The organism is Ciceribacter sp. T2.26MG-112.2, from assembly GCF_900492205.1.
GTDB classification, from domain to species: domain Bacteria; phylum Pseudomonadota; class Alphaproteobacteria; order Rhizobiales; family Rhizobiaceae; genus Allorhizobium; species Allorhizobium naphthalenivorans_A.
Map to the genome: position 1 here is coordinate 523,153 of NZ_UEYQ01000001.1, position 12,960 is coordinate 536,112.

Here is a 12,960-nt window from a genome sequence, read left to right on the forward strand (position 1 = left end):
CCATGCCCGACTCCGCTCTGCTCAGGCGCACCGAACTGCCCCGTCCAAACGTGTCGGAACAACAGGCTGCCGACATTCTCAAGGAGCACTACGGGCTGGAAGGCAGTCTCAAGGAACTCGGCAGCCAGCAGGATCGCAACTTCCGCATCGATACCGGCGAGGACCGCTATGTCCTGAAGATCTGCCGGGCGGAATATGCGACAATCGAGCTTGCTGCGCAGAACGCCGCCATGCGTCATCTGGCAACCCTGCCCGACATGGTGCGCGTTCCTTCCCCCATACTCGCCGCGGGCGGCGAGGATATTCTCTTCCTGACGGTCGACGACGAAGATTATCAGGTCCGGCTGCTCACTTATCTCGACGGAGAGCCGCTGACCCAGCGCAAGTATCTGGCGCCGCCGATCGTTGCCGGACTTGGCGCGCTGACCGCCCGCATTGCAGTCGGTCTCAAGGACTTTACCCATCCGGGCCTCGAGCGCGAACTGCAATGGGATCTCCGCCGCGCCGGGCCGGTCGCACTCCACCTGCTGAAGGCGGTGACGGACCAGTCACGGCGCGACCGCATCGCCAAGGCCATGGTCACCGCCGTCAAGCGCATCCAGCCGCTGGCCGGCAAGCTGCGGGTGCAACCGATCCACCACGACATCACCGACGACAACGTCGTGGCGAGGCCCGACCGGGAGGGCCGTTTGATGCCGGACGGCGTCATCGATTTCGGTGATGTCGTGAGCGGCTGGCTGGTCGCAGATCTGGCGGTCACCTGCACCGCGCTCCTTCACCATGCCGACGGCGACCCCTTCTTCATCCTGCCGGCGGTCCGCGCCTTCCAGGAGCGCTGCCCCCTCAACGAGGCCGAACTGAAGGCGCTCTGGCCGTTGATCGTGGCCCGTGCCGGCGTGCTCGTCGCCAGTTCCGAACAGCAACTCGCCATCGACCCGGATAACGCCTACGTCCAGGGAAACGCGGCGCATGAACGCGAGATTTTCGACGTCGCAACGTCTGCCCCCTTCGCGCTGATGGAGGCCGCAATTCTCGACGCGGTCGGCCATGGCGCGCGCCCCTTCGACGCGAGCGCCTTCGGCCGGCTGCTTCCCGACATCGCGCCGGAAACGGTGCGGCTCACCGATCTTTCGGTGATGAGCGATACCCTGGTCGAGGACGGCTGGTCCGACCCGCAGATCGACTGGAAGCTGCTGGCCCGCGCGGCCGCCGAGACCGGCGTCGCCTCGACCCGCTATGGCGAATACCGCCTTTCCTATACCCGCACGCTGTCGGAACGTGAGCCCGCGACCTTCGCGCTCCATGTCGACATCTGCCTGCCGGCCGCGACGCCGGTTTCGGCTCCGATCGATGCGCGCGTGATCAAGGACGGACACCACCTGATCCTTTCCTCCGCGGACATATCCCTGCATATCGACGGGGTCGACTGCCTGCTCGAGGATGGCAGCGAGATCAGGTCAGGCGAGCCGATCGGTGTCGTCGCCGGCGTGCTCGGTGCGGTCGGCGGACTGCGGGTGCAGCTTTGCCGCGACGCCGATCTCGTTCCGCCGCTCTTCGCCCGCCCTGCCCATGCGAGGGTCTGGGCGGGCCTCTGCCCCTCGCCTTCCGCCCTGCTGGGCTGCGAACTGGATGCACCAGGGCCGCTGAGCGCTGAACTGCTCGACATGCGCCGTTGCAGCTTCGCCAAGCCACAGAAGAACTATTACGCCAATCCGCCGCAGATCGAGCGGGGCTGGAAGGAGCATCTGTTCGACGTGACCGGCCGGTCCTACCTCGACATGGTCAACAACGTCACCATTCTCGGCCACGGACATCCACGGTTGGCACGCGCGGCTGGGCGTCAGTGGTCTCTCCTCAATACCAACTCACGCTTCCACTATGCCTCGGTCGCGGAATTCTCCGACCGACTGGCCTCGCTTGCGCCGGACGGCCTCGACACCGTCTTCCTCGTCAACAGCGGTTCGGAGGCCGTCGACCTCGCGCTCCGCCTCGCCTGGGCCAAGACCGGCTCGCACAACATCGTCAGCCTGCTCGAGGCCTATCATGGCTGGACGGTGGCGAGCGATGCGGTCTCGACCTCGATTGCCGACAACCCGCGCGCGCTCGAAACACGCCCCGGCTGGGTTCACCCGGTCACGGCGCCAAACACCTATCGCGGCCCCTTCCGCGGCGCCACGTCGTCTGCCGACTATGTGGCAAGCGTCGCCAAGGCACTGGATGCCATTGACGAAGCCGGCGAAAAGCTTGCCGGCTTCATCTGCGAATGCGTCTACGGCAATGCCGGCGGCATTCCATTGCCGCCCGGCTACCTCGCCGAGGTCTACGGCATGATCCGCGCGCGCGGCGGTGTGTGCATCGCCGACGAGGTTCAGGTCGGCTATGGCCGGCTGGGTCATTTCTTCTGGGGGTTCGAGCAGCAGGGCGTCGTCCCCGACATCATCACGATCGCCAAGGGCATGGGCAATGGCCAGCCGCTCGGCGCCGTCATCACCAGCCGCGCGATCGCCGACGCGCTGGAGAACGAAGGCTATTTCTTCTCGTCGGCCGGTGGCAGCCCGGTCAGCTGCGTCGTCGGCATGGCGGTGCTCGACATCATGCGCGACGAGAGCCTTCAGGAGAATGCAAAGAATACGGGCGACTATCTGAAGTCACGGCTGGAGGCGCTCGGCCAGCGTTTTCCGCTCATCGGCGCGGTTCACGGCATGGGGCTATATCTCGGGCTGGAATTCGTCCGCGACCGGGAAACCCTGGAGCCGGCAACGCAAGAGACCGCCGCCATCTGCGACCGCCTGCTGGATCTCGGCGTGATCATGCAACCAACGGGCGATCATCTTAACATTTTGAAAATAAAGCCGCCGCTCTGCCTGTCGCGCGACAGCGCCGACTTCTTCGCCGCAATGCTGGAAAAGGTGCTTTCCGACGGCTGGTGAGCAAGAACGATGCTCCGGCGCGGTGCTTAATTCAACATAACGCCGATTGCTCAAATTTTGGTATGTTGTAAACGCTTCGCAAATCGCAAAACCAGGCTTCCCCGGAGGCCGGCTTCACAGCCCGTTCGCAGCATGTCTATCCTCCACCTCGACAGCCAAAGGTGAAGGAAACTCGATGCCGAGCATGCCCGAAATGATCTCCACTCCCTGGATCGTATGGGGCATGGCCTTGTTCCTCCTCAAGCACCTTGTCGCCGATTTCCTGCTGCAGACGGGCTGGATCGCCATCGGCAAGCAACGGTCCCGAGGATGGCTGGTGCCCCTCGCCTTGCATGCCGCAATACACGGAGCCCTGACCGGCCTGATTTTCTCGATTTTCGCCCCGTCGCTGGCCTGGATCGGCCTTGTCGATTTCATCGTCCATTCGGCGATCGATCGGGCAAAGGCGGTGACCCAGTCGCGCCTCGGCTTCGATTCAAGCCATACCGGCTTCTGGTGGCTGCTCGGCACCGACCAGACCTTGCATCATCTGACCCATCTCGGCTTTGCCACCGCCCTCGCCATCAGCCAGACCCTCTGAGCGCCGGTCAGCCGGATCGAGATGACGGAGCGTGCTCGCGGGCGATCTCATCGAGAATCCAGTTGCGGAAGGCGACGAGCGGCAGGTAGCTGGCGCGCTCTCGGGTGAAGGCAAGATAGTAGCCTCCCTCGCTGTCGACCTCCTGATTGATCGCCGGCACCAGATCGCCCCGCGCCACTTCCTCGCGGAAAAGGAATGCCGGCAGCAAAGCCACCCCAAGCCCACCGACAGCGGCCTGCGAGGCCGCGCCAAACTGATCGAACAGCATGCCATGCACGGATTCGAAAGCCACGCCATTGGCGGAAAGCCATTTTTCCCAGGCATCGGGGCGCGTCGTCAGATGCAGCAGCGGCACATCGAGAATATCGGCGGCGGCCTCCAGCCGGTGTGCCGCCTTGAACGACGGACTGCACAGCGGGATCGTCGTCTCCCCCATCAGCGGGGTCAGTTCGGCGCCTGGCCAGACCGGGGCGCCGAAATGGATTGCCGCGTCGATCGAATCCAGATGAAAATCGAAGGGCGACAGGCGGGTGATCAGATTGATGGCAATGCCGGGATGGGCCGTGAGGAAACCGGCCAGACGCGGTGCCAGCCACCGCGCGCCGAAGGTCGGAAGCACGGCGAGGTTCAGCGTCCCGCCATTGGGATTGGCGCGAAGGTTGAGCGAGGCACTGGAAATGCGCCGCAAGGCCTCGCGGATTTCCCGCGCATAGCCGTCGCCCGCGACTGTGAGCCGAATGGTCTGGCGCTCGCGAAGAAACAGCGCAACACCCAGCTGATCCTCCAGTGCCTTGATCTGGCGACTGACTGCGCTCTGGGTGAGGTCGAGCTCGCGGGCCGCGGCCGTGATGCTGCCGGTTCGCGCGGCAGCCTCGAAGGCTGCGAGCAGTGAGAGCGACGGAAGAAAGCGCCGGGCCGGCAGCATGTTATACCTCGACGGAATGAACTCTTGAGAAATTATCGTTGGAACGGGTTAGTTTCGTCTTCTAGATTTCGCAAGACTTCATGTTTCGGAATGATGTGAGCGAGCGACGCCTGGACTGCGACTTCCTCGAGAACCGCGCTCGCCTCCGACGCAACGAAACGTCCTATCGGCCGTCTCCCACGGCCACCCAAGAGGAAGAGATCATGCTGAACGACCCCCGCTCCCACGGCCTGTGGGAAAGGACCGCACCGGCGGCACCGCTCACCCCGCCGCTTTCCGGCCGGGTCGACGCCGATGTCGTCATCGTTGGCGGCGGTTATACCGGTATTTCCGCCGCCCTGCACCTGGCGGAGGCTGGCACCAAGGTCGTCCTCCTGGAGGCAACCGAGATCGGCTTCGGCGGGGCCGGCCGCAATGTCGGCCTGATCAACGGCGGCATGTGGGTCATGCCGTCGGAGATCCCCGGCGTACTCGGCCCGGTCTATGGCGAGCGCGTTCTCGACCTGCTGGGCAATGCACCGCTGCTGGTCCGCGCGCTGATCGAAAAGCACGGCATCGACTGCGAGCTCGAAAAGAACGGCACGCTCCACTGCGCCGTCGGCCAGTCCGGTCTTGAGGAAATCAAGGAGCGTTGCAGCCAGTGGGCCGCGCGGGGCGCCGACGTGCGTATTCTCTCGGCGGAAGAGACGGCCAAGCGCATCGGCACGACGGCCTATGCAGGATCGCTGCTCGACATGCGGGCCGGCACGCTCCAGCCGCTGGCCTATGTTCGGGGGCTGGCCAAGGCGGCGATCGCTGCCGGGGCCAAGATCCATACCGGCAGCGCCGCGGTTTCGACGGAACGCGACGGCAGCCGCTGGGTGGTGAAGACGACGAACGGTTCGGTGTCGGCCGACTGGATCATCGTCGCCTCCGAATATTATTCGACCGGTCCTTGGGAAGCGGTGCGCAAGGAACAGGTCCTGCTGCCCTATTTCAACTTCGCCACCAAGCCGCTCTCGGCCGAACAGCTGAAAAAGATCCTGCCGGGCCGCGAGGGCTGCTGGGACACCAAGGAAGTGCTCTCCTCCTTCCGCATGGACAAGGCCGGCCGCCTTGTCTTCGGCAGCTGCGGCGCCCTTCGCAACACAGGCGCCGCCATTCACCGCTCCTGGGCCAAGAGGGCGCTCAAGAAGCTCTTTCCCGATCTCGGCAATGTCGAATTCGAAACCGAATGGTATGGCCGCATCGGCATGACCGACGACGCCATTCCGCGTTTTCACAAGTTTGCCCCGAATGTCGTGGGCTTTTCCGGCTATAACGGCCGCGGCATTGCGCCGGGAACGGTTTTCGGTAAGACACTGGCTCGCCATATCCTCGGCGAACTTTCGGAGACGGATCTGCCGCTGCCGGTCAGGGACGTCGTCGAAGCTCCGCTTCGCAACCTGAAGGGCGCCTATTACGAAGCCGGCGCCCAGATCGCCCATTTCGCCGGGGCGCGCTTCTGAACGGAAGCCCTCGAAGACAACCGATAACGGAACATCCGCAATTACTGGAAGGAAGACCATGACCCTTGCCAACCTGAACTTCTCGGCCGAAGTGGCCGCCATCATGGGCCGCCTCGGCGTGCCCGCCGAAAGCCTCGCCGGCGGCACGCTTTCGGTTCGCTCGCCGATCAACGGCGAGAAGATCGCCGCTGTCACAGAGATCAATGCCGCCGACACCAAGGCCGCCATCGACGCCTCCCATCAGGCCTTCCTCGAATGGCGCCTCGTTCCGGCCCCCAAGCGCGGCGAACTGATCCGCCTGCTCGGCGAGGAACTGCGCGCCGCCAAGGCCGACCTCGGCCGCCTGGTTTCCATAGAAGTCGGCAAGATCGTCTCCGAAGGTCTTGGCGAAGTGCAGGAAATGATCGACATCTGCGACTTCGCCGTCGGCCTGTCGCGTCAGCTCTACGGCCTGACCATCGCCACCGAACGCGCCGAACACCGGATGATGGAAAGCTGGCATCCGCTCGGCATCACCGGCATCATCTCGGCCTTCAACTTCCCCGTTGCCGTCTGGGCGTGGAACTCGGCTCTGGCACTGGTCTGCGGCAACTCGACCATCTGGAAGCCGTCGGAGAAGACCCCGCTCACCGCCATCGCCACCCAGGCGATCTTCGAAAAGGCCGTCAGCCGTTATGTCGCCGACGGCGGCAAGGCTCCGGCCAATCTTTCGACGCTGCTGATCGGCGGCCGCGAGATCGGCGAAATCCTCGTCGACAGCCCGAAGGTTCCGCTCATCTCGGCAACCGGCTCGACCGCCATGGGCCGTGCCGTCGGCCCGCGCGTCGCCACCCGCTTCGGCCGGTCGATCCTCGAGCTCGGCGGCAACAATGCGGCGATCGTCTGCCCGACCGCCGATCTCGACCTGACCCTGCGCGGCGTCGCCTTTGCCGCCATGGGCACGGCCGGCCAGCGCTGCACCTCGCTGCGCCGCCTGTTCGTCCACGAAAGCGTCTACGACAAGCTCGTCCCGCGCCTGATCCAGGCCTATGGCTCGGTCACTGTCGGCAACCCGCTGCAGTCCTCGACGCTGGTAGGCCCGCTGATCGACGAAGGCTCCTTCGGCCGTATGCAGAAGGCGCTCGATGAAGCCAAGGCAGCTGGCGGCAAGGTCTCCGGTGGCGACCGCCTGATGCAGAACGAAGCGGCCGACGCCTATTACGTTCGCCCGGCAATCGTCGAGATGCCGGCCCAGACCGGTCCGGTCAAGGACGAGACTTTCGCGCCGATCCTCTACATCATCAAGTACAGCGACTTCGACGAAGCGCTGGCTCTCAACAATGACGTTCCCCAGGGCCTGTCGTCGTCGATCTTCACCAACGACCTGCGCGAGGCGGAAGCCTTCGTGTCGGATCGTGGGTCGGATTGCGGCATCGCCAATGTCAATATCGGCCCCTCCGGCGCAGAAATCGGTGGCGCCTTCGGTGGCGAAAAGGAAACCGGCGGCGGCCGCGAATCCGGCTCCGACGCCTGGAAGGCCTACATGCGCCGCGCCACCAACACGATCAATTACGGCAAGACACTGCCGCTCGCGCAGGGCGTCAAGTTCGACGTGGGCTGATCGACCCTCTTGTTGATTCGAGCGAAGGCCGCGCGGGCGAAACAGACCGCGCGGCCTTTTCTTTTTGAACTTTATGTGAAAGTTCAAAAGCCTCAGACCAAGGTTTGATGGCCTGCACTGGTCTTCCCCTTTCAAATCGGCCAAGGTGCCCGCATGATCTGGCGGCATTTCGGGGCGGGCGAATGAACATTCACGATCAGTCGGCAGCGATTGCCTTTCTGAGCGCGCCTGAGACCTACGGCGAAACAGGCGCAGTGAAGATCATCGAGACCCACATTTCGCTCGTCTTCCTGATCGATGGCCGCGCCTACAAGCTGAAGCGTGCTGTCAAACTGCCCTACGCCGACTTTTCGACCTATGAACTTCGCCTGCATTACTGCCGGCGCGAGGTCGAGCTCAACAGTCGGGCAACGCCCGAGCTCTACCTCGGCATCCGCCGCATCACCCGCGAGGCAGATGGGCGACTGACCTTTGACGGCACGGGCGAGGCCGTCGACGTCGTCGTAGAGATGAACCGGTTTGCCCAGCACGACCTGTTCGACCGCATGGCGGACGAAGGCAAGCTGGACGCTTCGCTGATGGAGGAAACGGCGCGGATGATCGCCTCCGTCCATGCGCAAGCGCCGATCGTCCACACCGCCAGCGGTTCGGCCAACCTTGGCGGCGTGCTGGACATCAATGCGGCAGGCTTCGCCACCAGCCATGTCTTCCCCGACGATGCCGTCGCCCGGCTGAACGCGGTCTTCCGAAGCGCTTGGACGGATCATATAGCCCTGATGGATCGACGCGAAGCCGAGGGCAAGGTGCGCCTTTGCCATGGCGACCTGCACTTGCGAAACCTGTTCCTCAGCGCCGCCGGGCCACGCATGTTCGACTGCATCGACTTCAACGACCAGATCGCAACCGTCGACGTCCTTTACGACCTCGCCTTCCTGCTGATGGACCTGTGGCATCGCGGCTTCCCGGATCTGGCGAATGTCGCGGCCAATCGCTATCTCGACATCAGCCACGACGACGAGGGCTTTTCCCTTCTACCCTTCTTCATGGCGGTCAGGGCCGCCGTCCGCGCCCATGTGACCGGCACCCAGATCGAGTCGGGCGGGGATGCCGATGGCAAGCTGGCGCACAGCGCCGGGACCTATTTCGACTTCGCCGCATCGCTTCTCACCCACCGATCGCCACGGCTCGTGGCGATCGGTGGGCTGAGCGGTTCCGGCAAGTCCACACTCGCCGATCGGCTTGCCCCCCGTCTCGCCGGTCCGCCGGGTGCCCGCATCCTAGAAAGCGACCGGATTCGCAAGGCGATGTTCGGCGTCGCCGCCAACCAGCAATTGCCTCCGGAAGCCTATCGACCGGACATCTCGGCGACGGTCTATGCACAGATGGCCGATCGGGCGCGCCTGGTGATTGAGGGCGGTGGCACAGCGATCGTCAACGCCGTTTTCGACCGGCCCGATGACCGCCGTCACGTGCGCGTCATCGCCGAACAATTGAGCGTACCATTCAGCGGTTTCTGGTTGGACGCCGGCGCCGACACCCTGCAGTCGCGCATTGCGTCAAGGCCGAAGGGTCAATCCGACGCCACGCTCGACGTGCTTGAAATGCAACTCGCCAGGGACCTTGGTCCCATGGATTGGCACCGCATCGACGCGACCGCTGCGATCGATGACGTCCTCGCGGCGGTCGAGACGTTGCTCGACCGGCCCGGCTAACGAATATTGAAGCGCACGGGCGCGGTGATCGTCTTGCTCACGCCCGCAGGCGGGGCCGGAACGGGCGAGGCGCGACGCACCATATCGAGCACCGCCTGGTCGAGGCTCGAATGGCCGGACGATCGCGACAGCGAAACCGACAGGACATTACCGCCGTCATCGATCCGGAACCGTACATAGACGGTCCCCTCTTCCCGATTGCTGCGCGCCTCAGACGGATAGCGCTTGCGCCGCTCGAGATGCGACATCAGGCGCGACTGCCACTTGGCGGGGCTGACATTGCGGCCCCCACCGCTGCTGGTCGCCTTTGCCGCCGTGCGATCGGCCTGGGCGACCTCGGCCTTGGCCTTGCGCGCCGCCTCCGACGCGGGCGGCGGCGGCGCCTTCGGCTTGGCGACGGGTTTCTTCGCGTCCTGCTTCTTCGGCTTTTCCTCCACCGGCTTCGGAGCGGGCGGCGGCGGACGCATGACCGGAATCGGCACGGCCACGTTTTCAAGCTGGGCCATCACCATCTGCTCGATCGGATCGATCTCCTCGACAGGGTCCGGGAGCGGCTCGGGTTCGAGCGGCGGCGGTTCGACGACGGGCTCGGCAACCGGCTCCGGCACGTGCTCCACGACTTCCTCGACCGGCGGCTCCACGATCGGCTCGGGCATGGGCTCGGGTACCGGCTGCTCAAGAGGCTCAGGGATGGGCTCATGCGACGCCGTTTTGATCTCCTCGGCATCGACCTGGTCGGGAACGATCTGTTCCTCCTCGACCTTTTCCGCAACAGGCTCGGGGGCAAGCTCGATCATGATCGCCGACGGGGGGGCCGCATCGGCTGCAACAAGCTCCGGTTCCTGCAGCAACAGCGCAACCGCACCGGCATGGGCGGCGGCCACACAAACCGCGGCCGCCGACCAGAGCAGCAGTTCACCCGCTACCCTGCCCCTGGAGCGCTGCACCGGGTGGCTTGTCATGGCTGCACCCCGGGCGCGGGTGACGGCTCGTCCGGCGAAAGTTGCGGCGACGGCAGGGTTTCCAGCCCCACCAGCGCGATCTTCAGATAGCCGGCATCGCGCAGGAGGTTCATGACTTCCATGAAGGCGCCATAGTCCACCGCCTTGTCGGCGCGCAGGAAGATCCGCGCATCCTTGTTCCCCTCGGTCAGGCGATCGAGATCGGCACCGAGGGTTTCGCGGACAGCCGTCTCGTTGCCGAGCGACAGGCTCATGTCTTCCTTCAGTGTGACATAGACCGGCGTATCCGGCCGCTCGGCCGGCTTCGCCGTCGATGCAGGCAGGTCGACGCTGACATCGACGGTGGCCAGCGGTGCGGCCACCATGAAGATGATGAGCAGAACCAGCATCACGTCGATAAAGGGCGTGACATTGATCTCGTGGTTTTCCGCCAGATCGTCGCCTGAATGGTTTTCCCGAATGCCGCCGGCCATCTCTTTACTCCGCCGCAAGCGCCACGGCGGCGCTCTTGGCCGCGGGAGAGGCCTTGCGATAGTCGAGATCGCGGCTGACCAGGCGCTCGATGCCGGCCGCCGCGTCGCCCAGCAACTGGCGATAACCGGTCACCGAACGGGCAAAGACGTTGTAGATGATCACCGCCGGGATAGCGGCCACCAGGCCGATCGCGGTGGCGAGCAAGGCCTCGGCAATGCCGGGCGCGACGACGGCGAGATTGGTCGTCTGGGATTCGGAAATGCCGATGAAGGAGTTCATGATCCCCCAGACCGTGCCGAACAGGCCGACGAACGGCGCCGTCGAACCGATCGTCGCCAGCACGCCGGTGCCCTTGGCGATATGGCGCCCGGCACGCACCTCGATCCGCGCCAGAGCAGAGGCCACCCGCTCCTTGACCCCGGCGCCGCCCGCCCGATCCACGGCGGCATCGGAGAGGCGGATTTCATCGCTGGCACTGCGCAGCATCGAGACGACGACGCCACCGCGACCGGCCATGTCGGCCATGGCCGCTTCGAGCGTGTGGGCCTTGAGGATGGCCTTCAGTCCACGCGTCGCCCGCACCCGGGCGCCGGCCAGTTGCAGCGTCTTGGCCAGCCACACGGTCCAGGTGACGAGAGAGGCGAAGGCCAGCGAGATCATCACCGCCTTGACCACCCAGTCGGCTGCCATGAACATGCCGAGCGGCGAGAGATTATGCGGCAGATCTTCGCGGGCGATCTGTCCAGCGCCGGCCGGTTCATCCACCGCCGGAGAAGCCCCACCCGTCTCGACGGCCGGAGAACCCGCTTGAACCGCGACCGGTTCTGCAGCGGACGTCGCTTCAGCCGCGTCAGACGCTGCCGCTTCGGTCGAGGCAGGCGCCGCATCGCTTACAGGTTCGGGAGAGACCGCCAGACCCGGCTGAGCCGGGGTCGGCGCGACCGCCGCTGCTGCGGGCGCTGAAGGCGCAATGCCGCCAGGCGCAGGCTCCTGTGCGAATGCGGCGGCGGAAGAAAGAAGCAGGCATCCGGCCAGGGCAAGGCCGGTGATGGAAGGTCCCGAATGATGAGGAAACACTGGGAGCTCCTTTGTCTGATGAAACGATACGATGGCCCGTCGTGATCGCGGCAGGACCTGCCACGATCATGCGCTGGCATCCCCCTCGATAATTAACTTGAATTATTTTGACAAGTAATAACGCGCCTGCCGCGCTGAAAAAGTTGAACGCGGCGGTGAGGTTTATGCAGCGCTGTCCGTCTCCGAATCCAGGTGATCGTGATCTGCCGGCTTGCGGGACGACCTGACCGGTTTTTCCTGGCGGAATTCCCGCATGACCAGTGCACAAAGCGCCTCGGCGGGCGGGCTCAGCGGAATGCCCTTGCGCATGATGGTGCCGATGGTGCGCACGACGGACGGATTGCGGATCGGCACGGCGACGATGTCGGAGGCCCGGCTGGCGCCGAGTGCGAATTCCGGCAGCACCGTCAATCCGAGCCCCGCCTGCACCATGTTGATGGCGGTCGCGATGTGGCGCACTTCGTATCGCCACAGCAGGCTCTCCCGGCGACTGCCGAGCGCATCGTCGATCAGGATACGGTTGCCCGTCAGCGTACCGATACGGATCAGCGGCTCACCTTCGAGGTCCTGCCAGGTGGCGGCGTCGCCCTTGGCCAACGGATGGCTTTTGGGGCAGGCAAGAACGAAGGATTCCTTGAAAAGCGGGGTGATCTCCAGGTCCATGGCCATGGAGGAGACGATGGAAATGCCGAACTCGACCTCGCCGTTGCGAACATGGTCGATGATCTCCGAGGCGGAATGGTCGAGGATCCGCACGCGCACATCGCGATAGTCTTCCAGGAAGCCGCCAAGGATGCGCGGCAGGTAGATCGAGGCGATGGTGGGCAGGCAGGCGATCGAGATATGCTCCTGGCGCTCCTTGCCCCGCAGGCGAAGCTGCTCGAACGAGGAGGTGATTTCGTCCATCATCCGCCGCGCTTTAGGCAGCAGTTCGACTCCGGTCGGGGTCAAGGTCACCTGACGCGTCGTCCGCGCCAGAAGCTTGAGGCCCAGATCGTCCTCGAGCTTCTTCATCCGGTGGCTGAGCGCCGTCTGCGACAGATTGAGATGGGCGGCCGCCCTGTGAAAGCTGCCGCGCTCGGCAATGCACAGAAAGGCCTCGAGGCCGAGGAAATCGACGCGCATGAATCAGTCATTCCTTTGATGAATCCTGAGAATGAATACTGCCTAAAACGAAATCCGTTTCAAGTCCGGCCAGGCCGAATATCCGGTC

The 12,960-nt window shown here is 64.6% G+C and carries 10 protein-coding genes; 5 read left to right on the forward strand and 5 right to left on the reverse strand.

Annotated elements, in window-relative coordinates; translation table 11 throughout:
* The first annotated feature begins 2 nt into the window (after positions 1–2).
* Positions 3–2,930 carry an aminotransferase gene (locus tag DYZ14_RS02535; protein WP_154719195.1) on the forward strand — a complete coding sequence of 976 codons (2,928 nt, stop codon included), beginning with the start codon at positions 3–5 and terminating at the stop codon, positions 2,928–2,930.
* A 175-nt stretch (positions 2,931–3,105) separates the two neighbouring features.
* Complete coding sequence (locus tag DYZ14_RS02540) at positions 3,106–3,510, forward strand: DUF3307 domain-containing protein (RefSeq protein ID WP_154719196.1); 405 nt, start codon at positions 3,106–3,108, stop codon at positions 3,508–3,510.
* Positions 3,511–3,517: 7 nt separating this feature from the next.
* Here the strand turns inward: DYZ14_RS02540 and DYZ14_RS02545 are convergent, their stop codons facing one another.
* The gene (locus DYZ14_RS02545; RefSeq protein WP_154719197.1) at positions 3,518–4,435 is read right to left on the reverse strand and encodes a LysR family transcriptional regulator; all 918 of its coding nucleotides are present in this window, start codon (positions 4,433–4,435) and stop codon (positions 3,518–3,520) included.
* Between the two features lie 203 nt (positions 4,436–4,638).
* Between DYZ14_RS02545 and DYZ14_RS02550 the strand changes: the two genes are divergently transcribed.
* The 3 genes from DYZ14_RS02550 (at position 4,639) to DYZ14_RS02560 (ending at position 9,234) form a co-directional block, all read left to right on the forward strand.
* Positions 4,639–5,922 (forward strand): NAD(P)/FAD-dependent oxidoreductase, encoded by a 1,284-nt coding sequence (locus tag DYZ14_RS02550; RefSeq protein WP_154719198.1) that lies wholly within the window; start codon positions 4,639–4,641, stop codon positions 5,920–5,922.
* A gap of 58 nt (positions 5,923–5,980) precedes the next feature.
* Positions 5,981–7,522, forward strand: a complete 1,542-nt coding sequence (gene amaB / locus DYZ14_RS02555) for an L-piperidine-6-carboxylate dehydrogenase (RefSeq protein WP_154719199.1) — start codon at positions 5,981–5,983, stop codon at positions 7,520–7,522.
* Positions 7,523–7,704: 182 nt separating this feature from the next.
* Entirely contained in the window at positions 7,705–9,234 is a 1,530-nt protein-coding gene (locus tag DYZ14_RS02560) for a bifunctional aminoglycoside phosphotransferase/ATP-binding protein (RefSeq protein ID WP_154719200.1), read from the forward strand.
* On the opposite strand, the gene DYZ14_RS02565 is transcribed toward DYZ14_RS02560, so the two are convergent.
* The 4 genes from DYZ14_RS02565 to DYZ14_RS02580 all read right to left on the reverse strand — a co-directional run bounded on the left by DYZ14_RS02565 (position 9,231) and on the right by DYZ14_RS02580 (position 12,872).
* Positions 9,231–10,196: an energy transducer TonB gene (locus DYZ14_RS02565; protein WP_154719201.1), complete on the reverse strand. Its 966-nt coding sequence runs from the start codon at positions 10,194–10,196 to the stop codon at positions 9,231–9,233. The genes DYZ14_RS02560 and DYZ14_RS02565 overlap by 4 nt on opposite strands.
* Positions 10,193–10,669 (reverse strand): TonB system transport protein ExbD, encoded by a 477-nt coding sequence (exbD, locus tag DYZ14_RS02570; RefSeq protein ID WP_154719202.1) that lies wholly within the window; start codon positions 10,667–10,669, stop codon positions 10,193–10,195. Before exbD ends, DYZ14_RS02565 begins: the two co-directional genes overlap by 4 nt.
* A 4-nt stretch (positions 10,670–10,673) precedes the next feature.
* The gene (gene exbB, locus DYZ14_RS02575) at positions 10,674–11,747 is read right to left on the reverse strand and encodes a tonB-system energizer ExbB (protein WP_232365409.1); all 1,074 of its coding nucleotides are present in this window, start codon (positions 11,745–11,747) and stop codon (positions 10,674–10,676) included.
* A gap of 162 nt (positions 11,748–11,909) precedes the next feature.
* On the reverse strand, positions 11,910–12,872 hold the full coding sequence (locus DYZ14_RS02580; RefSeq protein WP_154719203.1) for a LysR family transcriptional regulator: 963 nt from the start codon (positions 12,870–12,872) through the stop codon (positions 11,910–11,912).
* Positions 12,873–12,960: the final 88 nt, after the last annotated feature.

What these genes read in the sequence shown, in the direction of transcription:
- DYZ14_RS02535 (WP_154719195.1), top strand. Translation starts at nt 3, where the DNA reads ATGCCCGACTCCGCTCTGCTCAGGCGCACCGAACTGCCCCGTCCAAAC.
- DYZ14_RS02540 (WP_154719196.1), top strand. Translation starts at nt 3,106, where the DNA reads ATGCCGAGCATGCCCGAAATGATCTCCACTCCCTGGATCGTATGGGGC.
- DYZ14_RS02545 (WP_154719197.1), bottom strand. Translation starts at nt 4,435, where the DNA reads ATGCTGCCGGCCCGGCGCTTTCTTCCGTCGCTCTCACTGCTCGCAGCC.
- DYZ14_RS02550 (WP_154719198.1), top strand. Translation starts at nt 4,639, where the DNA reads ATGCTGAACGACCCCCGCTCCCACGGCCTGTGGGAAAGGACCGCACCG.
- amaB (WP_154719199.1), top strand. Translation starts at nt 5,981, where the DNA reads ATGACCCTTGCCAACCTGAACTTCTCGGCCGAAGTGGCCGCCATCATG.
- DYZ14_RS02560 (WP_154719200.1), top strand. Translation starts at nt 7,705, where the DNA reads ATGAACATTCACGATCAGTCGGCAGCGATTGCCTTTCTGAGCGCGCCT.
- DYZ14_RS02565 (WP_154719201.1), bottom strand. Translation starts at nt 10,196, where the DNA reads ATGACAAGCCACCCGGTGCAGCGCTCCAGGGGCAGGGTAGCGGGTGAA.
- exbD (WP_154719202.1), bottom strand. Translation starts at nt 10,669, where the DNA reads ATGGCCGGCGGCATTCGGGAAAACCATTCAGGCGACGATCTGGCGGAA.
- DYZ14_RS02580 (WP_154719203.1), bottom strand. Translation starts at nt 12,872, where the DNA reads ATGCGCGTCGATTTCCTCGGCCTCGAGGCCTTTCTGTGCATTGCCGAG.